The sequence below is a fragment of the Paraburkholderia diazotrophica genome (genome assembly GCF_900108945.1).
Lineage (GTDB): Bacteria > Pseudomonadota > Gammaproteobacteria > Burkholderiales > Burkholderiaceae > Paraburkholderia > Paraburkholderia diazotrophica.
In genome coordinates this window covers 39,504-62,819 of sequence record NZ_FNYE01000013.1, presented here as the reverse complement: position 1 = coordinate 62,819, position 23,316 = coordinate 39,504, and the positions used below count along the sequence as shown (strand labels likewise).

The window sequence follows — 23,316 nt, the reverse complement described above, 5'->3', positions numbered from 1 at the left end:
TCCGTGCTTGTGGGTCTGCGGCGGCTTTGGATTTGGTCTTTTTAGCATGCCGCTGCGATCCGCGCATGCTATTGGCCGCGCAGCGCGTACAAACAACCGACGATAGCAACCGACGAAACCCGCCCCGCAACGCAAGACACTCATCGCGACCACGGTGCAAAGATATCCGCGCCCAGCGAAGTGCAACGCTTCATCAATCGCGCCAGCATGCCGCGTGATGTCACGAGATGGGCGGTCAGCGAAAGCCGTGCAGCCGTATCGCCATCCGTGCTGACCCAGACACGCTCGCCGCGCTGCAGGCGAAACGTATCGCCGACCTGCAGCCAGTGGTCATACGGTGACGCCGCGCGCGTCAGCCATACACGCGCGCCTTGCACCATAAGTTCGGTGTTCGCCTCGACGCGCCATGACATCGTCGCGCCGGGTTGTACTTCGAAGTGGACGACGACTCTGGGTAATCGCTCTTCCTGCAAGCGCGATGTGCAGAGCGAATCGTCATCGGTGAACTGCTGGCAAACCTTGTCCATCATGCACTCCGTCAAATGAGCCGGAGGACGGAAGGCGCCATTAAAACAAAAGGCCCCTTCCGTTTACCGGCGGGGCCTTGGGATCGTTCAGCTGATCGTTCTGCTGACTACTGCTGCGGATAGCTAACGCACGCACGCTCCCATAGGCCCGCCGCGATGGCGTTCCATTGGGTTATTAATAATCGCGTAGGCGATGGTGGTGAGCGTCAGCATGCATTCGAGTTTGTCGTGACGCCGATGCGTTGTCAACCAGTTTTCTCGCGCGCGTTGCATCATCATGAAATGGCTCTCGAACTCGAAACGAAAACACGGCGCACGCGCAGATACAGCAATGTGCAGCCTGTGATGACGAGCGGCCACAACAGATACCAGCCCGTCGCGCAACACAATCCCGCCACCGCAACGAGCGCAACGCGCGCGCAACGATGCGCCCAGCTGCCGCGCGGCAACAGCCGCAGCGCTGCCGCCGTGCCGAGCGCGTAGACGGTGACGAACGAACCCGTCGTGAGCAGCACGAGCGGCTTCGGACCGACACCCGCGATGACCACGACGATGAGCGCGAACGTGGCGAGCGCTGCGATCACGAACAGGCTGCGGCGCGGCACGTCGCCGGCGCGGCTGCCTTGTGCGAGCCATTCCGGCAGCGCGCCGTCGCGCCCCAATGCTGCGCCGAGCTTTGCGGCGCCCGCGAAATAGGCGTTCATCGTGCCGAGCGTGAGCAGCAGCGCGGCGACGGCGGCCAGTATCTGCACCTTCCCGCCGAGCCCCCGCGCTAGCAGTTCGGCAAGCGGTGCGCCCGATGCGCCTGCGTTCGGCCCGAGCACCATCACGCTCGCCGTCGCGACGCCCATGTACAGCACGCCGACCACGACGACGGCAATGCCCGCCGCCATTGGCAGATCATGCGCAGGACGGCGAAACTCGGCGGCGAGATGCGTGATGGCCTCCCAGCCCGCGAAGCTCCAGACCAGCAGCGCCGCCGCCGGAAATACCGCGAGCCAGCCGTGCGGCGCAAAGGGATGCAGATTGGCCGTTTGCGCATGCGGCGCCGACGCGATCACGGCCGCGAGCAGCAGCCCGACGAGCAACGCGGCGAGCACCAGTTGCAGCCTTCCCGATACCGTGAGCCCGAACGCGTTGGCGAGCGTCACGGTGAGCATCAACGCGGCGGCCGTGCCAATCACCGCCCATTCGCCGCCACCGAATGCAGCCGCGACATACACGCCGCCGAACATCGCCGCGGCTGGTGCGCCCGCGGGCACCGCAAAGTAAAAGCACCAGCCGACGATGGCCGCGATGTGTGGCCCAAACGCGTTGCGCACATACGTCGATACGCCGCCTGCGTCCGGATAGCGCGCGCCAAGCGCCGCAAACGTGGCCGCGAGCGGCACCGACAGCACGACGAGCGCGAGCCACGCAACGAGCGACGCGGGGCCCGCGGCCTCCGCCGCGAGCGCGGGCAGCGCGATCACGCCCGTGCCGAGCACTGCGCCCACATAGAGCGCGGCACCCTGCATCACGCTCAGACTTCCGGCGCGCGGCGGGCCGCTCATGCGTGAACTCCGACCGGCTCATTTGCGTCGCGCGATTGAAGCGACGGCGTGCTGTGACGGCCGTGAAGATCGGCGCGCTTGACGTGCTCGGTGCGGTCCGCGCGCATCGTGCGCCATTCCGTGACCTCACGAGGACGCACGAGCAGATCGGCAAGTGCCTCGTGATACGCACGCCGATATGGGCGGTGAATCTGTTCGTCGCTCGCGTCTTCGCGGATTTCCCACGTCTCGTAGAGCATCAGACGACAGGGCGAATCGGGGTCGCGATGCAGCACGGCTTCGCGAAACTCCGGCTCGTCGCGCATCGCGTCGAGCACACCGTGCAGCAGCGTCAAGAAGCGTTCGAGCTTGTCGGGCCGCACCTGGAAACGGACCACATACGTAACATGCATACTGCGTATCCTCATTGGATCATCGACGATGATTACCTTTATACTCTTCAATAGCTGACAACGGATGTCATGAATTAGGAAGGGTTTCAAAATTGGCGACGAGCCGCCTCGTATCGATGCTGTTGATGCTGCAGGTCAAGGGCCGCGTGACCGCGCAGGCGCTCGCCGACGAGTTCGACGTGTCGATTCGCACCGTCTATCGCGACATCGACCAGCTGAGCGCGGCAGGCGTGCCCGTCTATGCGGATCGCGGGCCGGGCGGCGGCTTCGCGCTGCTCGACGGCTATCGCGCGAAGCTGACGGGCATCACGAAGGCCGAAGCCGAAACGCTGTCGATTGCCGGTCTGACGGGCGCGGCATCCGATCTCGGCCTGTCCGAGCAGCTAAGGGCCGCGCAGCTCAAGCTCGTCACCGCGCTGCCCGACGCCGCGCCCGACACCTCGCGCATCGGCTCGCGCCTGCACATCGATCCCGTCGGCTGGTATCAGCGGCCATCGCCCACGCCGTGGCTCACGATGCTCGCGGGCGCGGTGTGGGAACAGAAGCGCATCTCGATGCAATACCGCACGTGGAACGGCCGCGACGAAAACGAAGCCGTGCGCGTGCGCGACCCGCTCGGGCTCGTGCTGAAGGGCGGCGAATGGTATCTGGTCGCGCGCGTGCGCACGCAGTTGCGCACTTATCGCGTGTCGAGCATCACGCAGTTGACGGTGCATGACGAAACGTTCGAACGTCCGGACGGATTCGACTTGCGCGACGAATGGACGTCGGCTGTCGCGGCGTTCGAAAAGGGCCTGCTCAAGCACACGGCGCGCTTGCGCCTGTCGCCGGAAGGCATGACGCGTCTGCACCGGCTCGGCGCGGCGGCCGTCGAACAGGCGCAGATCATGCCGCCCTCGGAGCCGGACGGCTGGCAGGAGGTGACGCTGCCCGTCGAACAGTTCGGCTATGCGGCCGAGCAATTGCTCGGCTTCGCGGGCCATGTCGAAGTGCTCGATCCGTCGGAATTGCGGGAGCGTTTGCGCCAGCTCGGCGAGCAGATCGCAACGCTCAACGCGGGCTGATCGGGCGAACGCGAAGGCACCTCAAGGGCAGTTCAGACGGCACAACGCATGCAGGCGCTCACACGCAGGCACTCACACGCAGGCACTCATGCATACAAGGCACAAACGCGCGCAGGCGAGCAAACGCAAGCATCAAACCCGATGCGGCCCGACGATCCCCAGCTTGGCGATCCGCCGATACAGCGTCGCACGCGACATGCCCAGCGCTTCGGCCGCCGCGTTCGGCCGCCAATGATGCCGCGTGAGCGCATCGACAATGCGCGCGCGCTCGTCGTCGATCGAGGCGAGCGCGGGGCGCGGCGCTGCCTCATCGGGCGCGAGCAGCGCCGCCACATCCGGCGACACATGCCGCAGCTCGACGCGCGTCGCATCGCACACTGCGCACGCATAGCGCAGCACGTTGCGCAACTGGCGGATGTTGCCCGGCCACGCAAAACGCGCGAGGCGCCCGGCGAGGCGCGCGTCCAAAGTGAGCACATGTCCCGCGCTTTGCGCTTCCTCGTCGAAGACGGCATGCACGACATCGAGAATATCGGCGCGTTCGCGCAGCGGCGGCATATGCAGCGTTGCGCCGCTCAGCCGGTAGTACAGGTCTTCGCGGAACGTGCCTTCGTCGACCATGCGCGCAAGATCGCGATGCGTCGCGCAGATCACGTCGATATCGACGCGCACGGGCGCATCGCCGCCCAGCGGCAGCACTTCGCCTTCCGCGAGCACGCGCAACAGACGCGTCTGCAGATTGAGCGGCATGTCGCCGATTTCATCGAGGAACAGCGTGCCGCCGTTCGCCTGCGCAATCTTGCCTCGCGCGCCACGGCTGCGCGCGCCCGTGAACGCGCCGGGTGCGTAGCCGAACAGTTCGCTCTCGATCAGCGAATCGGGGATCGCGCCGCAATTCACGGCGACGAACGGCTTCGCGCGCCGCGCGCCCGACGCATGCAGCGCCTGCGCGAACACTTCCTTGCCGACGCCCGTCTCGCCGAGAATCAGGATGGGCAGATGCTTGCCGGCGATCCGCAACGCGACTTCCGCATTGCGCGCGATGCGCGAATCGCGGCTGTGCAGGAAGCGGCTGATCGCGTCGAGGCTCGTGTCCGCGCGTGCATCGGATGATGATGCATTGAAGGCGCTCGCGGAAGACGCGACAGGCGTGACACGCAAAGCGCGCTTCAACGGCGCGCGAATGCGCGCATAGAGCAATGCGCCCGTCGCGCGCAGACGCAGCGGCACGATGGTATCCGTGCGCGCCACGTCGTGCAGATGCACGGCCGACGTATCGAAGATCTCGTCGACATGACGCGGCCCGGCGAGCCCCGCGATGCACTCCTGCGCCTTGCGGTTCGACGCGGCGATGTTGCCGCATTCGTCGAAGGCGATCAGCACTTCGGGTTGCGCCTCGACGAAGTTGCGGCTCTGGTGTCCGAAGATCACCCAATGCTGCGCCGTCTGATTGAGGAAGTAGCCGTCTTCGATCAGCGTCGCGCTTTGCCGCACGAGCTGAAACACGAGCCGCTGGCTGTCGCGGTTGTCGGGCGACTGCACGGCCGACGCATCGAGCACGCCGATCAGTTCGCCCGACGGCGAAAAGATCGGCGATGCGCTGCACGTGAGCGTCGTGAAGGCTGCGCGGAAGTGATCGGTCTTGTGCACGGTGATGGGCGCGAGATCCGTCAGCACGTTGGCGACACCGCACGTGCCTTCTTCGCGCTCCGACCAGCACGAGCCGATATAGAGGCCCGCATGCTTGAAATCGCCGCGCCGGTCGCGGTCGATCCGATAGTCGATCGTGACGCCGTGCGCGTCGGTCAGCATCACGCAGTAGTCGGCCACGCGGATCATGTCGTGCAGGCGCGTGAGGCACTGGCCCGATGCGCGCAAGAACGCTTCTTCCTTGCCCTGGACTTCGCGCAGCTCGGCGGATGTCAGCACGCGCGGGCCGATCACCGAGCCCGGATCGAGCCGGTATTGCTCATACGAACGCTGCCACGACGAGACGAGGCGCGACGAATTGGCGGGCGCGGGCAGGCGCCCTTCGATCGCGCCGCGCACGCGGTCGATGTGCTGCGTTTGAGAGACGTAAGGCATGGTCGGCTCCCGGCGAGCGGCACGCGCTCTGGATGGTCCCGTTGATGACGGTCGATCGATCATGCTGATCGGACCTTCTTGTAGCACATCCTGCACGCGCGATCACATTGCGTCGCAACACACGAGACGCCTGAGACGAACGTCTCAATTGTGCGTGAGACAGTCGTGAGACGCGCATGGCTCGATGGCGCAACGCACGCGCGGTCCATCGCAATGACGCGCACATCGCGCGCGATGCGATGTGCGTCATGTGCGCTGCGTCATGCGACGGCTGTCGCGCCTGCGCCGGCATGGTGTCGACTGCCTGAAACCCTCGCCGCACAAGGCTTTCAGCGCTTCGCGCGAAAGCATCGAGACGTTGGCATATGTGTTGCAGTAATGCCCGTCACGAAGCGGCCTTCGCGCACGACACGCGAACCGCTATCGACAGGCACAACAGGAGACAAGCCAGTGGCATCGCCCATCACCGTCGGCGTGATTGCGAACCCTGCGTCGGGTCGCGACATTCGCCGCCTCACGACCCATGCGTCCGTGTTCCCGACAGCCGAGAAGGCCAACATGGTCGTGCGTCTGCTCGCGGGACTCGGCGCGCTGGGCGTCGATCGCGTGCTCACGTTGCGCGATCGAACGGGTGTCGCTTCGCTGCTGCTGCGTGCGCTCGATACGCATGCGGCGACAGGTTCAGCCGAGCGCTGGCCCGAAGTCGAATTCGTCGATCTGCCCATCACCGAGTCCGTCGCCGATACACATGCGGGCACGGCTCACATGGTGCGCGAAGGCGTCGAGCTGATCGCCGTGCTCGGCGGCGACGGCACGCATCGCGCGGTGGCCGCGCATAGCGGCGGCGTGCCGCTGCTGACGCTTTCGACGGGCACCAACAACGCGTTTCCCGACATGCGCGAAGCGACGGTCGCGGGTCTTGCGGGCGCGCTCGTCGCGTCGGGCGCCGTGCCGCCCGATGTCGCGCTGACGCGCAACAAGCGGCTCGTCGTGCGTTGCGTCGCGGGTCCGAACCGGGGCCGCGAAGAGGTCGCACTCGTCGACGTGTGCGTGAGCCGTCAGCGTTTCGTCGGCGCGCGGGCCGTGTCCGAGCCGTCGGATATCGAGTCGCTCTTTCTCACGTTCGCTTCACCCGACGGCATCGGCCTGTCGTCGATCGGCGGCGCATGGGCGCCCGTCGAACGCACCGCGCCGCACGGCTTGCATCTGACGTTCGCGCAGCCCGACGAGCACGGCGCAATGAACGGCGACGGCGTACCGATCTTCGCGCCGATCGCGCCCGGCCGCATCGATCAGGTGACGATGCGCAGCTGCGAGCGCTTCGAGGTCGGCGACTGGCTGCCCGTCGATGCGTGCCGCGGCACGCTTGCATTCGACGGCGAGCGCGAAATCGAAATCGAACGCGACGATCGCTATGAAATCTCGCTCGACTGGAGCGGTCCGTTGACGGTCGACGTGAGCCGCACGCTGCGGTTCGCAGCATCGCGCCAGCTGATGCGCGAGATGGCGGGCGCATCGATGCAGGCAATCGCACGAGCGCATGTACACATGCAGTCGCAAGCGCAGTCACAAGCGCAGCCATAAGCGCAGCCATAAGCGCACGCGAAATAAAGGGAGTTCATTCAATCAAGCGGAGCCCACTCCGCGGGCGTTGCAGTCACGATCGACATCATCAAGGAGACACACCATGTCTGTTTCGAGTCAGTTGAGCAGGGAGAAACTGCTGGAAGCGTATCGGTCGATGCGCACCATTCGCGAGTTCGAAGAGCGCCTGCACGTCGAGTTCGCGACGGGCGACATACCCGGCTTCGTGCACCTGTACGCCGGCGAAGAGGCGTCGGCCGTGGGCACGATGCTGCATCTGAACGACCGCGACTATGTGGCGACGACGCATCGCGGACACGGTCACTGCATCGCGAAGGGCGTCGACGTGCACGGCATGATGGCGGAGATCTACGGCCGGCAGACGGGCGTGTGCAAAGGCAAGGGCGGCTCGATGCATATCGCCGATCTGTCGAAGGGGATGCTGGGCGCGAACGGCATCGTCGGCGCGGGCGGGCCGCTCGTGTGCGGCGCGGCGCTCGCGGCGAAGCTGAAGAAGACGGGCGGCGTGGGCGTGTGCTTCTTCGGCGATGGCGCGTCGAACCAGGGCGTGATCTTCGAATCGATGAACCTCGCGAGCGTGTGGCGCCTGCCCGCGATTTTCGTCGCGGAGAACAACGGCTATGCAGAGGCCACGTCGTCGACATGGTCGGTGTCGTCGGACAACATCGCGGACCGCGCGAGCGGCTTCGGCATGCCGGGCGTGATCGTCGACGGCTTCGATTTCTTTGCGGTGCATGAAGCGCTGGGCGAAGCGATCGAACGCGCGCGCGGCGGCGGCGGGCCGACGCTCATCGAAGTGAAGTTGTCGCGCTACTTCGGTCACTTCGAAGGCGATGCGCAGACCTATCGCGCGCCGGGCGAAGTGCAGAAGCTGCGTGACGAAAAGGATTGCCTGAAGCGTTTCGAAGAGCGCGTCGTTCGCGCGGAAATGTTGACGTCCGACGATCTGCGCAAGATCGACGCAGACGTCAAAGCGCTGATCGACGATTCCGTGCTGAAAGCAAAAGCTGCACCGTTGCCGACGGAAGCCGATCTGCTGACCGACGTGTACGTGTCGTATCCGTAACTCATCGCGATCACCCTCTTCAAACGAATCTGGAGACAGACATGGCACGCAAGATCACGTTTTCTCAGGCGATCAACGAAGCACTGAGTCAGGAGATGGCGCGCGACGAAAGCGTCATCGTGATGGGCGAAGACAATGCGGGCGGCGCGGGCGCGCCCGGCGAGCAGGACGCATGGGGCGGCGTGCTCGGCGTCACGAAAGGGCTTTTCCACAAATATCCGGGCCGCGTGCTCGACACGCCGATCTCGGAAGGCGGCTTCATCGGCGCGGCTGTGGGCGCGGCGGCAGCGGGCATGCGTCCCGTCGCCGAACTGATGTTCATCGACTTCATGGGCGTGTGCTTCGATCAGATCTTCAATCAGGCCGCGAAATTCCGCTACATGTTCGGCGGCAATGCCGTGACGCCCGTCGTGATCCGCACGATGCAGGGCGCGGGCCTGCGCGCGGCCGCGCAGCACTCGCAGATGCTGACGTCGCTGTTCACGCATGTGCCGGGGCTCAAGGTCGTGTGTCCGTCGACGCCTTATGACGCGAAGGGCCTGATGATCCAGGCGATCCGCGACAACGATCCCGTCATCTTCTGCGAGCACAAGCTGCTGTATAGCCGCGAAGGCGACGTGCCCGAAGAGCTGTATTCGATTCCGTTCGGCGAAGCGAACGTCGTGCGAGAAGGCGACGACGCGACCATCGTCACGTATGGCCGCATGGTGCACTACGCAACGGACGCCGCCGACAGGCTCGCGAAAGACGGCATCAAGGCTGAGGTGATCGATCTGCGGACGACGTCGCCGCTCGACGAGGACACGATTCTTGAAAGCGCGGAGCGCACGGGCCGCGTCGTTGTGGTGGACGAAGCGAATCCGCGTTGCTCGGTTGCGACTGACATCGCCGCGCTCGTCGCGCAGAAGGCGTTCCGCTCGCTGAAGGCGCCCATCGAGCTCGTGACGGCGCCACATACGCCCACGCCTTTCTCGGGCGTGCTCGAGGATCTCTACATCCCGTCGGCGGACAAGATCGCCGCCGCCGTCAAAGAGACGCAGCATTGACGCGGCATCAACATGCACCAAGCGAGGAACTGAGCAATGTCGATTCACATGATCACGATGCCCAAGTGGGGCCTGTCGATGGAACAGGGGCAGGTCAACGGCTGGCGGAAATCGCAAGGCGACACGGTGGCGAAGGGCGACGAAGTACTCGACGTGGAGAGCGACAAGATCGCGTCGGGTGTCGAATGCGCATTCGACGGCACGTTGCGCCGGCAGATCGCGCAGGAAGGCGACACGCTGCCCGTCGGTGCGCTGCTGGGCGTGGTGTCCGATGCCGATGATTCAGACGCCGACATCGATGCAGCCGTCGAAGCATTTCAGCGCGACTTTGTGCCGCTCGCCGCCGATTCGGCGGATGCCGGCCCGCAGCCCGAGAAAGCGCAGATCGGCGGACGCACGGTGCGTTACCTGAAGATCGGCGACGGCGGCACGCCCGCCGTGCTGATCCACGGCTTCGGCGGCGATCTGAACAACTGGCTCTTCAATCACGCCGACCTTGCCGCGCATCGCACGGTGTATGCGCTCGATTTGCCGGGGCATGGCGAATCGACGAAAGCCGTCGAGTCGGGCAGCGCGGACGAACTCGCCGACAGCGTGATCGCGTTTCTCGACGATCGCGGCATCGAGCGGGCGCATCTCGTCGGGCACTCGATGGGCAGTCTCGTCGCGATGACGGTGGCCGACAGGGCGCCGCAGCGCGTGGCGTCGCTGGCGTTGATCTCGGGCGCGGGTCTGGGCGACGAGATCAATCGCGAGTACATCGACGGATTCGTCGCGGGCAACAGCCGCAACACGCTGAAGCCGCATTTGACGAAGCTTTTCGCCGATGGCTCGCTCGTCACGCGGCAACTCGTCGAGGACATCGTGAAGTACAAGCGGCTCGAAGGCGTGAGCGAGACGTTGCAGAAGATCGCGTCGTCGTCGTTCAACGAGGGCGTGCAGCAGCGCAACTATCGCGATCGTATCGACAGTCTCGCGCCGCGCACGCTCGTGATATGGGGTGAGCTGGACCAGATCATTCCGGCGAGCCACGCGCAGGGATTGTCCGGCGATATCCGCGTGCATGTGCTGCAAGGCAAGGGGCATATGGTGCAGATGGAGTCGGCATCCGAAGTGAACCGCTTGCTCAACGACTTCTTCGGGGCGTGACGATGGATGGCGCGCCGCAAAGGTCCGCGCACGAGAGCGTCACCGCTTGGGCAGCACGACAGCGTTCGCGCGAGAAGCTCGCGCGCATCCCCCGTGAAGATCGTGCGGGTCGAGCGACAGGGGAGGGGATGAGCGGAGCTTGATGCAGGTTGCCTGAGCGGGATCGCATCAGGTCAGCGAGGTAATCAACGAGGTAGCCAAAATTGGCCGCATTTTTGCGGCCGATTTTGCTTTGTTTTTAATTCGGATGCCTTTCTGATAAAGGCTTTGAATCTGTCATGCGTCGGGCAAGACGCGCGGCTGGTATGTGCTGAGCCGATAGCTGTTGGTATTGACCTTCGCTTGTCAGCCGGGTTGAGAGTGCTGGCACTCCGTTCGGAACCAATAGTCGACCAGGTGCTGTGCCGCTTGCAGATCGTCCGGGTAGTACGGATCGTCATACCATGGTGACGGGTCGTAGCCTGCTTTCCTCAGGGCAGCGAGTTCGCTGTGGTGCTGCGCCATCGTAGGGGGCGCATTGGTCCTCAGCGCCGCCAGGTCGCGGCACTCTGTTGGAGTGAGGTGCGCCCCTGTATAGGGCATGCCGCCGGCGGCACAGCCGGCGAGCAAGATCACCAGAGTGGAAAGTATCGATCGTGTTCCAGGCTGTTTCATAGTACATGTCCTTCCCTGCTATCGCGCAAGCGCGGCCAGTCGCATGCCGCCGCGGCCCGCGTCTCGTGATCGAGCCGGTTGTCCCTGGCAGCGGCGTCAGGTAAGTATCAACCGGCAGGAAGCCTTGCGAACAGCAAACATCGTTCCGACGCGGCTATGCAGCGGTAGATCAGCGAAGCGCGCCGCGAATAGATCACGCGAGTCCGCATCAGCGTGTCCCGATCCTTGAAAGTACCTTTTCGACCCGTTCCAGACGCGCGGAGTTTCGCAGGTCGAACGGTAGCTTCCAAGGGCTTCGATGAGCTTTGTGCGGTCGGTCGACTCGTCGGCATGGCGATTGATGGTGACACGCGACGACCATCGGGAGCGACACGATCCCGTTACGGCGGACATGCCGAGGCGCTGTAGTCCGTCTGTACGCTAGCGAACGCTCGAAAACTTTCGTTTCGCCTACCATCCTGCCTGACGCTTCTTCACACGTCCCCCGGGAGCAATGATGGAAAGCACACCGAGCATCGCTCAACACGAGCCTGGCGCTGACAACACGCGCCAGCACGAACCCTCCCCTGAACGGCTGCTCCAGCTGGGCATGGGGTTCTGGGCATCCAAGACCCTATTGTCGGCAGTCGAACTCGGTGTGTTTTCGCGCCTCGCGAGCGGTCCTCAAGATGCTGCGCAGCTCGCTGAGGCGCTTGAACTGCATCCGCGATCGGCCCTTGATTTTCTTGACGCGCTCGTCGCATTGAATCTGCTGGAACGCGAAGACGGGAAGTACCGCAATACGCCAGACGCCGGGTTCTTTCTTGACGTGGCCAAGCCCAGCTATGTAGGTGGATTACTGGAAATGGCCAACGCGCGCCTCTATCCCTTCTGGGGCTCTCTCACAGAAGCCCTTCGGACGGGGCTCCCACAGAACGAGGCAAAAGGGGGTGGCAACCCCTTCGACGCGATGTACCGCGACGAACACAAACTACGCGGTTTCCTGCGGGCGATGAGCGGGGTCAGCCTGGGCGCGGCCAAGGCGATTGCGCAACAATTCCCCTGGCGAAACTACCGTACCTTCATTGACATCGGCGCGGCCCAAGGCGCCTTGCCTGTGCAGGTCGCGCTCGCCCATCCGCACTTGCGAGGCGGCGGCTTCGATCTGCCGGTAGTGCGCCCTGTGTTTGAAGAATACGTAACGTCGCACGGCCTGCAGGAACGGCTGCATTTCTATCCGGGCGACTTCTTCAAGGACCCCTGTCCGGCGGCTGATGTGCTCGTGATGGGACACATCCTCCACGACTGGGACCTCGCGCAGAAGCTCGAACTCCTTGCGAAGTGCTACGCGGCGCTACCTCCCGGAGGTTGCCTGATCGTCTACGACGCGATAATCGACGATGACCGCAGGCGCAATGCCTTTGGCCTGCTGATGAGCCTCAACATGCTCATCGAGACACCCGGCGGTTTCGACTATACCGGTGCGCAGTGTCGCGAGTGGATGCAGGAAGTCGGCTTCACACAAGTACGCGTCGAGCCGCTTACGGGCGCCGATTCAATGGTGATTGGAACCAGGTAGAAACTCGCCGCGAGATCGGCGGGCATCCTCATAGTTCGGCGCAGCTTCAAGATAGAGAAGCGCGCCGAACCGGGCTTAAACGCCCCCCATACACATATATTTGATCACGACATACTCGTCGATCCCGTAGTGCGAGCCTTCGCGGCCCAGGCCCGACTGCTTGACGCCGCCAAACGGCGCGACTTCGTTCGAGATCGCGCCCGTATTGATCCCGACCATCCCGAACTCCAGCGCTTCCGCGACGCGCCAGATGCGGCCGATATCGCGGCTATAGAAGTACGACGCAAGCCCGAATTCGGTGCTGTTCGCCATCTCGATCACTTCGGCATCCGATGTGAAGCGGAACAGCGGCGCGAGCGGGCCGAACGTTTCGTCGCGGGCCACTTTCATGTCGGGCGTGACGTCGGCGAGCACGGTCGGCTCGAAGAAGCCGTGACCGAGCGCATGACGCTTGCCGCCCGTCACGACGCGCGCGCCTTTGCCGAGCGCATCTTCGATATGCGATTCGACCTTGAGCACCGCGGCCTCGTTGATGAGCGGCCCTTGCTGCACGCCTTGTTCGGTGCCGTATCCGACCTTGAGTCTCGCCACGGCTGCGCTCAGCTTTTCAGCGAACGCATCGTAGACGCTGTCGTGCACATAGAAGCGGTTCGTGCACACGCAGGTCTGGCCGCTGTTGCGGTACTTCGATGCGATGGCGCCCTCGACGGCGGCATCGAGATCGGCATCGTCGAACACGATGAACGGCGCATTGCCGCCGAGTTCGAGCGATACCTTCTTGACGGTCGGCGCGCACTGCGCCATCAGCAGACGGCCGACGCCCGTCGAACCCGTGAACGACAGCTTGCGCACGGTTGCGTTGCTCGTCATCTCGCCGCCGATCGGTTTCGGATCGCCAGTGACGACGTTGAAGATGCCGGCGGGCACGCCTGCGCGCTCGGCGAGCACGGCAAGCGCGAGCGCCGATAGCGGCGTGGCCTCGGCAGGCTTGACGATGATCGGGCAGCCGGCCGCGAGCGCCGGGCCGACCTTGCGCGTGATCATCGCCGCCGGGAAATTCCACGGCGTGATGGCTGCACACACGCCGACGGGTTCTTTCGTCACGACGATGCGCTTGTCACCGGCCACGGTCGGGATGGTGTCGCCGTAGACGCGCTTCGCTTCTTCGCCGAACCATTCGAGGAACGAGGCCGCATAGCCGATTTCTCCCTTGGCTTCGGCGAGCGGCTTGCCTTGCTCCGTCGTCAGGATCAACGCGAGATCGTCGGCGTTCGCAAGCATCAGGTCGTTCCACTTGCGCAGGATTTCCGCGCGCTGCTTGCCCGTCTTCGCCTTCCATGCGGGCCATGCCTTGTTCGCGGCTTCGATCGCGCGGCGCGTCTCCTGCGCGCCCATGCGCGGGACGTGCGCGACCAGTTCGCCCGTTGCCGGGTTCAGCACTTCGAACGTCTCATTGTTGTCGGCGCCTTGCCATTCGCCGTCGATATACGCGTTGCCTTGCAACAGCGCCGGGTCTTTCAGTTTGCTACGCAGATCGGTCATTTCGGTTCGTCCTTTGCTTGTCCGTGACTTCAGGCAGCGATGCCCACGGTCTCTTTCAACGCATCTTCGAGAATGGCAAGCGCCTCGTCGAAGACGCCATCCTGAATCGTCAGCGGGAACAGGAACCGGATGACGTTCGAATAGACGCCGCACACCAGCAGCAGAAGCCCGCGTTCGAGCGCGCGCGTCTGCACGCGCTTCGTGAAATCGGCATCCGGCTCCGACGTGCCCGGCTTGCAGAACTCGACCGCGACCATGCCGCCCGGCCCGCGCACGTCGGCCATCTGCGGCACTTCCGCTTGCAGTGCAGTGAGGCGGCCCTTGAGCCGGTCGCCCAGTTCGACGGCGCGCTCGCAGAGCTTTTCGTCATCGATGATCGACAGCACGGCGTGCGCCGCAGCCACGGCCAAAGGATTGCCCGCATATGTGCCGCCCAGTCCGCCTGGCGCGGCGGCATCCATCACATCCGCGCGGCCGACCACGCCCGACAACGGCAGGCCGCCCGCGAGACTCTTGGCCATCGTCATCAGATCGGGCACGACGTCGTAGTGATGCATCGCGAACAGCTTGCCCGTGCGCGCAAATGCCGTTTGCACTTCATCGGCGATCAGCAGAATGCCGTGCTCGTTGCACAGCTTGCGCAGCGCGCGCACGAACTCCGCGGGTGCCGGATAGAAGCCGCCTTCGCCCTGCACCGGCTCGAAGATGATCGCCGCGACGCGCTTCGGATCGATGTCGGCCTTGAACAGATGCTCGATCGCCTTCAGCGAGTCGGCCGTCGTCACGCCATGCAGCGGATTCGGGAAAGGCGCGTGGAAAACGTCGGCCGGGAACGGGCCGAAGTTCAGCTTGTATGGCGCGACCTTGCCCGTCAGCGCCATGCCCATCATCGTGCGGCCATGAAAGGCGCCCGTAAACGCGATCACGCCCGGACGGCCCGTCGCCGCGCGCGCGATCTTGATCGCGTTTTCGACGGCCTCGGCGCCCGTCGTGAAGAACGCCGTCTTCTTCGGATAGTCGCCCGGCGCGCGCTGGTTGATCTTCTCGGCCAGCTCGACATACGACGCGTACGGCACGATCTGATACGCCGTGTGCGTGAACTGGTCCAGCTGCGCGCGCACGGCCTCGACGATCTTCGGATGGCGATGGCCCGTGTTGCACACGGCGATGCCCGCCGCGAAGTCGATCACGCGGCGGCCCTCGATGTCCCATAGCTCCGCGTTCTCCGCGCGCGCAGCGTAGAAATCGCACATCACGCCCACGCCGCGCGGCGTGGCGGCGTCCTTGCGGCTCTTCAGTTCGGCATTCTTCACGGAGATCTCCTGGTTGGGTTCGTTCGCGCGCTCGCGTTCATTGCGGCACATGCAGCGACTATACTTATATTTGGCTCTAGGTTTCAGAGCCATTTCAATAAAAAACCAGGAGCCAATTCATGCGCGCGAGCGTGTTATCCGACTGGCTGGCCCAGCGTCTGGATCGCGGCAACGGTCAGCCCGTGTATCGGCAGTTGCATCGGCTGCTGCAGCAGGCGATCCTCACGCGCGAGTTGCCGGCGGGCAGCAAGGTGCCGTCGTCGCGGCTGCTCGCGAACGAGCTGGGCATCGCGCGCAACACCGTCACGCAGGTCTACGAGCAGCTGGCGCTGGAAGGCTACGTGACGTCGGCGACGGGGCGCGGCACCTTCGTCGCCGATACGTCGCCGGATGAAATCGTCGGATCGCCCGATGTGCAGGCCACGCCGATGCGCTCGACCGCGCTGGAGCAGTTGCAGCAGGCGCTGCCGCCTGTCCGGTCCAAAGCGCTGCTGCCGGCCCAGCCCGTCGCGCGGGCGCTGTCGCAGCGCGGTTCGCGGCTGATCGCAGGCGCGGGTGTGTCGAAGCGTCAATGGGGCGCGTTCATGCCCGGCGTGCCCGATGTGACGCGCTTTCCCGCGCGCGTGTGGAGCCGTCTGCATAACAAATACTGGCGGCGTCTGCGGCCCGATCTGCTGACGTATGCGCCGGGCGGCGGCCTGTCATTGCTGCGCCACGCGCTCGCGGACTATCTGCGCACATCGCGCTCCGTGCGCTGTACGCCCGAGCAGATCGTCATCACGACGGGCATTCACCAGTCCGTCGATCTGGCCGTGCGTCTGCTGACCGATCCCGGCGACGTGATCTGGACGGAAGACCCATGCTACTGGGGCGTGCGCAGCGTGATGCACGTGTCGGGGCTGAAGTCGCGGCCGATTGCCGTCGACGACGAAGGCATCGCGCCGTCGCCCGACGATCTCGCGCATCCGCCGAAGCTGATGCTCGTGACGCCGTCGCACCAGTATCCGCTCGGCATGGTGATGAGTCTCGCGCGGCGGCGGATGCTGCTCGAATACGCGCGGCAGCACCACTGCTGGATCATCGAGGACGACTACGACAGCGAATTCCGCTACGGCAACCGGCCGCTCGCGTCGTTGCAGGGGCTCGACACGGCGGGGCAGGTCATCTATGTCGGCAGCTTCGGCAAGACGCTGTTTCCGGGGCTGCGGATCGGCTATCTCGTCGCGCCGGAAGCGCTGGCCGAGAGCTTCGCGACGGCGAGCGCCGAGCTGTATCGCGAAGGGCAGTTGCTGCAACAGGCGATGCTCGCGGAGTTCATCAGCGAAGGGCATTTCACGTCGCACATCCGCAAGATGCGCACGCTCTACGGCCAGCGGCGTTCCGCGTTGCTCGATGCCGCCGCGCAGCGCTATGGCGACGCGTTGCCCGCAGTCGGCGGCGATGCGGGTCTGCATCTGGTGATGCAGTTGCCCGAAGGCACCGACGACCGCGCTGTCGCCGCGGCCGCGCTCGAACGCAATATCGTCGTGCGTCCGCTGTCGGGGTATTACGCGCAGGCGTCGCGCGCGCAGTCCGGGCTGTTGATTGGCTATGCGTGCGTGCCCGATGAGGAGATCGCGCCCGCGTTCGACACGCTTGCGCAAGCAATCGACGCGACGTTGCCGCTCTTCGCGTGAATGCGCATGAATGCGTGTGAGTGCGTGTGAGTGCGTGTGAGTGCGTGTGAGTGCGTGTGAGTGCGTGTGAGTGCGTGTGGATGCGTGTGGATGCGTGTGGATGCGCGCGATTGCGCGTGAAAGTCGCTGCGCGTGAAAGTCGCGCGAGTACAGCCGCTATAGCCGGATCAGCACCGCGCCGAGCGTGACGAGCGTGCACGCGACGATACGGCGCGCCGTCAGCTTCTCGTGCATGAACGAAAAGCCGATCAGCACCGCGAAAATCGAACTGAGCTCGCGCAACGCCGACACCATCGCGATGGGCAGATAGCGGTATGCCTCGATGATCAGGCAATACGCGCCCAGCGCGATCACGCCCGAGAGCATCCCTTTGACCATCGTCTCGCGCGACGTGAAGAGTCCCTTCGCGCCGCCGCGCCAATACCAGACGAGCAGGAACTGCGGCACATTCCACAGCAGATAGACCCACATGATGTAGCTCATGCCGTTGCCCGCGACGCGCGCGCCGATCCCGTCGACGACCGAGTACGACGCGATGAAAAGGCCCGTCAGCAGCGCGTAGGGCACGCTCTCGCCGGAAAAGCGCATGTCGCGGCGAAATGCGAGCGACACGATGCCGAGCGACACCAGCGCGACGCCCGTCGCCGCGAGCGGCTTCAGCGACTCGTGCGCGAACACGAGCGCGCCGGCGAACACGAGCAGCGGCGAGAGCCCGCGCGCAATCGGATAGATCTGCCCGAAGTCGCCGCTGCGATACGCACGAATCAGCGCGAGGCAATAGCCGAATTCGAGCACGACGGAGGCCGCGATATACGGCCACGCGCCCGGCGCGGGCAGCGGCAATACGGCCACGCCGATCGCGCTGACGACGACATACGGAATCGACATCATGCCGAGCAGCCAGATGCGGTCTTCGGCGAGGCGCAGGAACGCGTTCCAGCTCGCGTGGAGCATCGCGGACAACAGGACGAGCAGAACGATGAGGGTATCCATCGAAGGGAAAGAGGGGACGGCAAAAGAGTGATTATTCCGCAGCCGGGCGGATTATTGCGGCTTTTTGTGCGAACAGGAGGGGATTTGTGGAAATGGCGCGGGCGCCGTGCTAGCGCGTTCAGGCCCACGCCTACACGAGAGAACCAAACAAAACGCGGCGCTTGCCAGGGCTCCTCCCTGATCGAGGCCCTTGCAAGCGCCGCGTCCGGCCGACGCGCCGCGTACGCTCAGATCACGCGCTCGCGCAGCTTTGCCGACAGCAGATCGATCACCGTCACGACGACGATCACCATCAGCATCACGGCCGCCGTCTGCGCGTAGTTGAACGAGCGGATCGACTCATACAGCACGACGCCGACGCCGCCCGCGCCGACCATGCCGACGACCATCGCCGAGCGCACGTTCGATTCGAAGCGATACAGCGCATAGGAAATCCACAGCGGCAGCACCTGCGGCAGCACGCCATAGATGATCTCGTCGAGGCTCGTCGCGCCCGTCGCGCGCACGCCCTCGGCGGGACGCGGGTCGATCGCTTCGACGGCTTCGGCGAAGAGCTTCGCGAGCACGCCCGTCGTGTGCACCCACAACGCCAGCACACCCGCAAACGGCCCGAGCCCGACCGCGACGATGAACAGCATCGCGAACACCATTTCGTTGATCGCGCGGCACGCATCCATGATGCGGCGCACGGGCTGCACGACCCACGCGGGCGCCATGTTGTGCGCGGACAGAAGGCCGAACGGCACCGCGCACACGAGCGACAGCGCGGTGCCCCACACCGCGACGGCGAGCGTCACCATCATTTCGTGCACGTACGTGCGCCAGTCGCTGAAGTCAGGCGGAAAGAAGTCCCGCGCGAACTGGCCCATGTTGCCCGAGTCGGACAGCAGGTCGAGCGGGCGCATGTCGGCGGGATGCCACGACAGGCCCAGCACGGCGATCACGGCGATCCAGCCGACGAGCGATGTCCAGCTGCGCTTGCCCGCCGCCGCAGCCGTCGCCTTCGATGGCTGCGCGGACGAAGTGGTCGAGCGGTCGGCGCTCAGGTCGGCTGCGTTCATTGCTTTTGCGCTGCGCTGAGTGTGGACAGCTTCGCGTCGATCGCGGCCGTCTGCGTCTTGCGGTCCGCGTCGGACAGCGACGTGTCGGCTTCGATCTTCTGCTTCTGCTGGAACAGCGCGACCTGGCGAACGGGCGCGAGCTGCGCATCCGTCGACGGTGCAAAGCCGCTATAGCCGAAGATGTTCGCCAGCACTTCTTTTTCGTGTGCGTCGGTCTTGCCGTAGCCGTAGAAGAACTTGCGCACCTTTTCCTTCGTCGCGTCCGGCAGATCCTTGCGATACACGAGCGGGTCCGACGGAATCAGCGGCGATTTCCACAGCACGCGGACCTGCGCGAACTTCTCGGGGTTCTTTTTCTTCAGCGTGTCGAGCATCTCGGTGTTGTTCGTCGCGATGTCGACCTTGTTGTTCACGACGGCGAGCAGGTTCGCTTCGTGGCTCGCGGGCATCACCGTCTTGAATCCCGTGCGCACGTTCACGTTGTTCTTCGCGAACAGGTAGTAGCCGGGGATCAGCGTGCCCGATGTCGAGTTCGGATCGCCGAAGCCGAGGGTCACGTCCTTCGTGTTCCTGAACACGTCGTCGAGCGTCTTGAAGCGGCTGTTCACGTTCGTGATCAGCAGCGAGTAGTAGCCGGCGTCGCCGTTTGCGTAGGTCGTCTTCGCGAACACTTCGCCATTCGAGCGGTCGACGGCTTCCATCGCCGATGCATTGCCGAGATACGCGACCTGCACCTTGTTGAAACGCATGCCTTCGATGATGCCTGCGTAGTCGGTTGCGAAAAACGCCTTGACGTTCAGCCCCGTCTGCTTGTTCATGTCGTCGACGAGCGGCTGCCAGCGTTGCTTGAGCACCGCCGACGAATCGGTCGAGATGATGCCGAGGTTCAGGTCTTCGGCCTGAGCGGCGAAGCTGGCGAAAGCCGACACGGCCGCGACGCCGACGAACAGAAAGCGCAAAAATTTCATGAGTTCTGATCCAGGTGAGTGAGTCGGATACTGCGTAGCGGTTGAAAAGGAAGCGATCAGGCGGAACGCGCCGCATCGAACGGGATGACACGCGCGCGGGACGTCGTGCCCGGCGTGCTGTCGGCGGCGGGGCTGTCTTCGAGCAGCTCGCGCGCGTCGTCGCCATAGAGCTTTTGCAAAAGCGCTGGCGTGAGCGCCGATGAAGCTCCGTCATAGACGACCTTGCCGCGCCGCATCGCGATCGTGCGCTTGCAGTACTGCATCGCGATATCGACCTGATGCAGCGACACCAGCACCGTCAACTGATGCTCGATGTTGAGCGTGCGCAGCATGTCCATCACGCGGCGCGAGGATTCGGGGTCGAGCGATGCGATCGGCTCGTCGGCGAGAATGATGCGCGCCTGCTGTACGAGCGTGCGCGCCAGCGCCGCGCGCTGCTGCTGGCCGCCCGACAGATTCGACGCGCGCTCGCGCGCATGCTCGCCGATGCCGACCTCATTGAGCGCCGACATCGACAGTTCGCGTTCGCCGCGCGGAAACGCGCCCATGAGCCGGCGCCACAGCGGCAGCCGCGCGAGCGCGCCGATCAGCACGTTGGCTTCGACGCTCAGCCGGTTCACGAGATTGAACTGCTGGAACACGAAGCCGATGTCGCGGCGGATACTGCGCACTTCGCGCACGATGCGGCCGTTCTGCTGGATCGGGCGTCCGAGTATCGAGATCTGCGAAGGCTGCGCATCCGATGCCGTGAAGCCTGCGATGTGACGCAGCAATGTCGATTTGCCCGAGCCGGACGCGCCGATCAGCGCCACCATTTCGCCTTGTTCGACCCGCAGGTCGATTTCGTCGAGCGCCTTGCGACCATTGCTGAAAGTCTTGCTCAGACGTTCGATGCGGATTGCGTCCATGTGTGTCCTGTCGATGACTCCGGTGCTTTGCCGGAACGTGTGGGACATTCTAGAAAGCGTGTATGACGGTTGAGTGAAGGCGTCGCAACATCTAGACGACTATATCTTTTCGAGAAAACCCCAGGCATGACGCGAAACGCGCTGCAATGTGTCGCTCATATGACAGGTGCGGCGCGGTCGATCATCTGTCATCCATTGACAGGCTCAAACCGCTATAGTTGGGGCATCAGCGCGTGAGCCGTCTCCAATAACCTCCACAACGGGCGCCGCCCATGCCACACGCTCTCAGCTTTCTGCCCGATACGTTCACGGAGTACGAAGATCTGAAGGCGATACTCGACGTCGGCAGCGGCAGCTTCGAGATTCATACCGTGTGCGAAACGCACGTTCACGGCAGGACCTTTGCCGTGCTCACTGCGAGCATCGGCTCGCGCGATCCGCGGGCGCCCGCAATCGGCTTTTTCGGCGGCATCCACGGGCTCGAACGGATCGGCACGCAACTGGTCCTCGACTACATGCGCGCGCTGCTCGGGCGGCTCGAATGGGACGAGCTGCTGGTGCGCCAGCTTCAATCGATCCGCCTCATCTTCATGCCGATCGTCAATCCGGGCGGCATGTGGGCCGCGACGCGCGCGAATCCGAACGGCGTCGACCTGATGCGCAACGCGCCGCAGGACGCCGAGGAGCGCGTGCCGTGGCTCGCGGGCGGACAGCGGGTCGGTTCGTGGCTGCCGTGGTATCGCGGGCGGCGCGGCGCGCCGATGGAAGTGGAGGCGGCGGCGCTGCTGCGCGTCGTCGAAGAGGACCTGGCGCTGCGGCCGCTGTCGTTCGCGCTCGATTGCCATTCGGGCTACGGCTGGACCGACAGCATCTGGTTTCCGTACGCGAAGACGCGCCGCGCGATGCCGCATCTGCCGGAGATGTACGCGCTCAAGACGATGTTCGAGCGCGCGCATCCGCACCACGGCTACATATTCGAGCCGCAGAGCCATCAATACCTGCTGCACGGCGACCTGTGGGACTGGGCTTACGACCGCACGCCGCCGCCCAACATCTTTCTGCCGATGACGCTCGAGCTCGGCTCGTGGCTGTGGATCAAGAAGAATCCGCGGCAGATCTTTTCGCGGCAGGGGATGTTCAATCCCGTGAAAGCGCATCGCACCGCGCGTGTGTTGCGGCGTCACGCGAATCTGCTCGATTTCCTCACGCGCGCTGCGTATGCGCCGCAGCGCTGGTTGCCGCAAGGCCACCGCCGCGACGAACTGCTCGATCACGCAATCGATCACTGGTACAAGTCTGAGCGCAAATGAACACGTGGATTCTGCTGCGTGGCCTCACACGCGAAGCGAGGCACTGGGGCGCGTTGCCCGATGCGTTGCGCGACGCGCTCGATGGCATCGCGGGCGATGCGCGAGCGGCGGAAAGCCCGCGCGAGCGCGTGCTCACGATCGACCTGCCCGGCAACGGCGAATACGCGCATCTGCGTGCGCCGCTGCGCGTGGCGGAGATGGTCGATTTCGTGCGTGCCGCCGCGCGCGAACGCGGCGCGCCAGGGCCGTACCGCGTGCTGGCGATGTCATTGGGCGGCATGGTCGCGACCTGCTGGGCGCAGCGGCATCGCGACGAAATCGCGCGGCTCGTGCTCATCAACACCAGCATGCGCCCGTTCAGCCGCTTCGACGAGCGGTTGCGTCCCCGGGCGTGGCCGGGGCTGTTGCGCGCCGCGCGGCATTGGGATGCGCCGTCCGTCGCCGAGGCCGTGATTCATCGTCTGACGTGCAACAACGGCAGGACGCGCGCCGCCGACCTGAAAACGTGGACAGACATCCGCACGAGCGTGCCCGTGAGCCGCGCGAACGCGCTGCGTCAGCTGCTGGCGGCGGCGCGCTTCAGCGCGGGAAAGCAGCGGCCGGAATGCGCGACGCTCGTGCTGTCGTCGCGCGAGGACGGGCTCGTCGATCCGGCGTGCTCGGCAGCGCTGGCTGCGGCGTGGCGCGCGGATCACTGGATGCATCCGTGGGCCGGTCACGACCTGCCTCACGACGACCCCGCGTGGACCGTCGAGCGCATTTGCGCCTGGCTCGCACAGACAGCGGGGCGTGAACATGAGGAGAATTCGATTAGCCCGTCAATGCGGCCATGAAATCCGCAATGCG

20 protein-coding genes are annotated in these 23,316 nt (G+C 64.7%); 9 read left to right on the top strand and 11 right to left on the bottom strand.

Annotation, left to right across the window (positions count from 1 at the left end):
- Window positions 1-140 precede the first annotated feature (140 nt).
- The 3 genes from BMW76_RS17995 to BMW76_RS17985 all read right to left on the bottom strand — a co-directional run bounded on the left by BMW76_RS17995 (window position 141) and on the right by BMW76_RS17985 (window position 2,472).
- Window positions 141-527, bottom strand: a complete 387-nt coding sequence (locus BMW76_RS17995) for a DUF2917 domain-containing protein (protein WP_090867405.1) — start codon at window positions 525-527, stop codon at window positions 141-143.
- A 275-nt stretch (window positions 528-802) separates the two neighbouring features.
- Window positions 803-2,080 carry an APC family permease gene (locus BMW76_RS17990; protein ID WP_090867402.1) on the bottom strand — a complete coding sequence of 426 codons (1,278 nt, stop codon included), beginning with the start codon at window positions 2,078-2,080 and terminating at the stop codon, window positions 803-805.
- A complete protein-coding gene (locus BMW76_RS17985; RefSeq protein ID WP_090867399.1) occupies window positions 2,077-2,472 on the bottom strand; it encodes a putative quinol monooxygenase in 396 nt (131 codons plus the stop codon). Before BMW76_RS17985 ends, BMW76_RS17990 begins: the two co-directional genes overlap by 4 nt.
- A 92-nt stretch (window positions 2,473-2,564) precedes the next feature.
- Here BMW76_RS17985 and BMW76_RS17980 point away from each other — a divergent pair, with 92 nt between their 5' ends.
- Entirely contained in the window at window positions 2,565-3,536 is a 972-nt protein-coding gene (locus BMW76_RS17980; protein ID WP_090867397.1) for a helix-turn-helix transcriptional regulator, read from the top strand.
- Window positions 3,537-3,668: 132 nt separating this feature from the next.
- Here BMW76_RS17980 and BMW76_RS17975 read toward each other — a convergent pair whose 3' ends face one another.
- Window positions 3,669-5,621: a sigma-54-dependent Fis family transcriptional regulator gene (locus BMW76_RS17975; protein WP_090867395.1), complete on the bottom strand. Its 1,953-nt coding sequence runs from the start codon at window positions 5,619-5,621 to the stop codon at window positions 3,669-3,671.
- 450 nt (window positions 5,622-6,071) lie between these two features.
- On the opposite strand from BMW76_RS17975, the gene BMW76_RS17970 reads away from it, so the two are divergent.
- The 4 genes from BMW76_RS17970 to BMW76_RS17955 all read left to right on the top strand — a co-directional run bounded on the left by BMW76_RS17970 (window position 6,072) and on the right by BMW76_RS17955 (window position 10,487).
- Window positions 6,072-7,205, top strand: a complete 1,134-nt coding sequence (locus BMW76_RS17970; protein ID WP_090867654.1) for an ATP-NAD kinase family protein — start codon at window positions 6,072-6,074, stop codon at window positions 7,203-7,205.
- A gap of 103 nt (window positions 7,206-7,308) precedes the next feature.
- Window positions 7,309-8,292 (top strand): thiamine pyrophosphate-dependent dehydrogenase E1 component subunit alpha, encoded by a 984-nt coding sequence (locus BMW76_RS17965; RefSeq protein WP_090867392.1) that lies wholly within the window; start codon window positions 7,309-7,311, stop codon window positions 8,290-8,292.
- Between the two features lie 41 nt (window positions 8,293-8,333).
- Window positions 8,334-9,338, top strand: coding sequence for an alpha-ketoacid dehydrogenase subunit beta (locus BMW76_RS17960; protein ID WP_090867390.1), 1,005 nt, complete (start codon window positions 8,334-8,336; stop codon window positions 9,336-9,338).
- A gap of 36 nt (window positions 9,339-9,374) precedes the next feature.
- A complete protein-coding gene (locus BMW76_RS17955) occupies window positions 9,375-10,487 on the top strand; it encodes an acetoin dehydrogenase dihydrolipoyllysine-residue acetyltransferase subunit (RefSeq protein WP_090867388.1) in 1,113 nt (370 codons plus the stop codon).
- 345 nt (window positions 10,488-10,832) lie between these two features.
- Here the strand turns inward: BMW76_RS17955 and BMW76_RS17950 are convergent, their stop codons facing one another.
- Window positions 10,833-11,141, bottom strand: coding sequence for a DUF4148 domain-containing protein (locus BMW76_RS17950; protein ID WP_090867386.1), 309 nt, complete (start codon window positions 11,139-11,141; stop codon window positions 10,833-10,835).
- A 496-nt stretch (window positions 11,142-11,637) separates the two neighbouring features.
- Here BMW76_RS17950 and BMW76_RS17945 point away from each other — a divergent pair, with 496 nt between their 5' ends.
- Entirely contained in the window at window positions 11,638-12,699 is a 1,062-nt protein-coding gene (locus BMW76_RS17945; protein WP_090867651.1) for a methyltransferase, read from the top strand.
- 75 nt (window positions 12,700-12,774) lie between these two features.
- Here BMW76_RS17945 and BMW76_RS17940 read toward each other — a convergent pair whose 3' ends face one another.
- Together BMW76_RS17940 and BMW76_RS17935 are read right to left on the bottom strand one after the other, a co-directional pair.
- Window positions 12,775-14,241 carry an NAD-dependent succinate-semialdehyde dehydrogenase gene (locus BMW76_RS17940; protein ID WP_090867385.1) on the bottom strand — a complete coding sequence of 489 codons (1,467 nt, stop codon included), beginning with the start codon at window positions 14,239-14,241 and terminating at the stop codon, window positions 12,775-12,777.
- Between the two features lie 29 nt (window positions 14,242-14,270).
- A complete protein-coding gene (locus BMW76_RS17935) occupies window positions 14,271-15,554 on the bottom strand; it encodes a 4-aminobutyrate--2-oxoglutarate transaminase (RefSeq protein WP_090867649.1) in 1,284 nt (427 codons plus the stop codon).
- Window positions 15,555-15,673: 119 nt separating this feature from the next.
- Between BMW76_RS17935 and pdxR the strand changes: the two genes are divergently transcribed.
- Window positions 15,674-17,230 (top strand): MocR-like pyridoxine biosynthesis transcription factor PdxR, encoded by a 1,557-nt coding sequence (pdxR, locus tag BMW76_RS17930; protein ID WP_090867383.1) that lies wholly within the window; start codon window positions 15,674-15,676, stop codon window positions 17,228-17,230.
- A 156-nt stretch (window positions 17,231-17,386) separates the two neighbouring features.
- Here pdxR and BMW76_RS17925 read toward each other — a convergent pair whose 3' ends face one another.
- The 4 genes from BMW76_RS17925 to phnC form a co-directional block, all read right to left on the bottom strand.
- Window positions 17,387-18,223, bottom strand: a complete 837-nt coding sequence (locus BMW76_RS17925) for a DMT family transporter (protein ID WP_090867381.1) — start codon at window positions 18,221-18,223, stop codon at window positions 17,387-17,389.
- A 227-nt stretch (window positions 18,224-18,450) separates the two neighbouring features.
- Complete coding sequence (gene phnE, locus BMW76_RS17920; RefSeq protein WP_090867379.1) at window positions 18,451-19,284, bottom strand: phosphonate ABC transporter, permease protein PhnE; 834 nt, start codon at window positions 19,282-19,284, stop codon at window positions 18,451-18,453.
- Window positions 19,281-20,252: a phosphonate ABC transporter substrate-binding protein gene (gene phnD / locus BMW76_RS17915; RefSeq protein ID WP_090867377.1), complete on the bottom strand. Its 972-nt coding sequence runs from the start codon at window positions 20,250-20,252 to the stop codon at window positions 19,281-19,283. The genes phnE and phnD overlap by 4 nt, the downstream gene beginning before the upstream one ends.
- Before the next feature lie 56 nt (window positions 20,253-20,308).
- Complete coding sequence (gene phnC, locus BMW76_RS17910; protein ID WP_090867375.1) at window positions 20,309-21,160, bottom strand: phosphonate ABC transporter ATP-binding protein; 852 nt, start codon at window positions 21,158-21,160, stop codon at window positions 20,309-20,311.
- A gap of 272 nt (window positions 21,161-21,432) precedes the next feature.
- Here phnC and BMW76_RS17905 point away from each other — a divergent pair, with 272 nt between their 5' ends.
- Window positions 21,433-22,470 carry a M14 family zinc carboxypeptidase gene (locus BMW76_RS17905; RefSeq protein ID WP_090867373.1) on the top strand — a complete coding sequence of 346 codons (1,038 nt, stop codon included), beginning with the start codon at window positions 21,433-21,435 and terminating at the stop codon, window positions 22,468-22,470.
- Complete coding sequence (locus BMW76_RS17900; protein ID WP_090867371.1) at window positions 22,467-23,303, top strand: alpha/beta fold hydrolase; 837 nt, start codon at window positions 22,467-22,469, stop codon at window positions 23,301-23,303. Before BMW76_RS17905 ends, BMW76_RS17900 begins: the two co-directional genes overlap by 4 nt.
- The last annotated feature ends 13 nt before the right edge of the window (window positions 23,304-23,316 follow it).

What these genes read in the sequence shown, in the direction of transcription:
- BMW76_RS17965 (WP_090867392.1), top strand. Translation starts at nt 7,309, where the DNA reads ATGTCTGTTTCGAGTCAGTTGAGCAGGGAGAAACTGCTGGAAGCGTAT.
- phnC (WP_090867375.1), bottom strand. Translation starts at nt 21,160, where the DNA reads ATGGACGCAATCCGCATCGAACGTCTGAGCAAGACTTTCAGCAATGGT.
- BMW76_RS17975 (WP_090867395.1), bottom strand. Translation starts at nt 5,621, where the DNA reads ATGCCTTACGTCTCTCAAACGCAGCACATCGACCGCGTGCGCGGCGCG.
- BMW76_RS17960 (WP_090867390.1), top strand. Translation starts at nt 8,334, where the DNA reads ATGGCACGCAAGATCACGTTTTCTCAGGCGATCAACGAAGCACTGAGT.
- BMW76_RS17985 (WP_090867399.1), bottom strand. Translation starts at nt 2,472, where the DNA reads ATGCATGTTACGTATGTGGTCCGTTTCCAGGTGCGGCCCGACAAGCTC.
- BMW76_RS17925 (WP_090867381.1), bottom strand. Translation starts at nt 18,223, where the DNA reads ATGGATACCCTCATCGTTCTGCTCGTCCTGTTGTCCGCGATGCTCCAC.
- BMW76_RS17940 (WP_090867385.1), bottom strand. Translation starts at nt 14,241, where the DNA reads ATGACCGATCTGCGTAGCAAACTGAAAGACCCGGCGCTGTTGCAAGGC.
- BMW76_RS17945 (WP_090867651.1), top strand. Translation starts at nt 11,638, where the DNA reads ATGGAAAGCACACCGAGCATCGCTCAACACGAGCCTGGCGCTGACAAC.
- phnE (WP_090867379.1), bottom strand. Translation starts at nt 19,284, where the DNA reads ATGAACGCAGCCGACCTGAGCGCCGACCGCTCGACCACTTCGTCCGCG.
- BMW76_RS17905 (WP_090867373.1), top strand. Translation starts at nt 21,433, where the DNA reads ATGCCACACGCTCTCAGCTTTCTGCCCGATACGTTCACGGAGTACGAA.
- BMW76_RS17950 (WP_090867386.1), bottom strand. Translation starts at nt 11,141, where the DNA reads ATGAAACAGCCTGGAACACGATCGATACTTTCCACTCTGGTGATCTTG.
- BMW76_RS17995 (WP_090867405.1), bottom strand. Translation starts at nt 527, where the DNA reads ATGGACAAGGTTTGCCAGCAGTTCACCGATGACGATTCGCTCTGCACA.
- BMW76_RS17900 (WP_090867371.1), top strand. Translation starts at nt 22,467, where the DNA reads ATGAACACGTGGATTCTGCTGCGTGGCCTCACACGCGAAGCGAGGCAC.
- phnD (WP_090867377.1), bottom strand. Translation starts at nt 20,252, where the DNA reads ATGAAATTTTTGCGCTTTCTGTTCGTCGGCGTCGCGGCCGTGTCGGCT.
- BMW76_RS17955 (WP_090867388.1), top strand. Translation starts at nt 9,375, where the DNA reads ATGTCGATTCACATGATCACGATGCCCAAGTGGGGCCTGTCGATGGAA.
- BMW76_RS17990 (WP_090867402.1), bottom strand. Translation starts at nt 2,080, where the DNA reads ATGAGCGGCCCGCCGCGCGCCGGAAGTCTGAGCGTGATGCAGGGTGCC.
- pdxR (WP_090867383.1), top strand. Translation starts at nt 15,674, where the DNA reads ATGCGCGCGAGCGTGTTATCCGACTGGCTGGCCCAGCGTCTGGATCGC.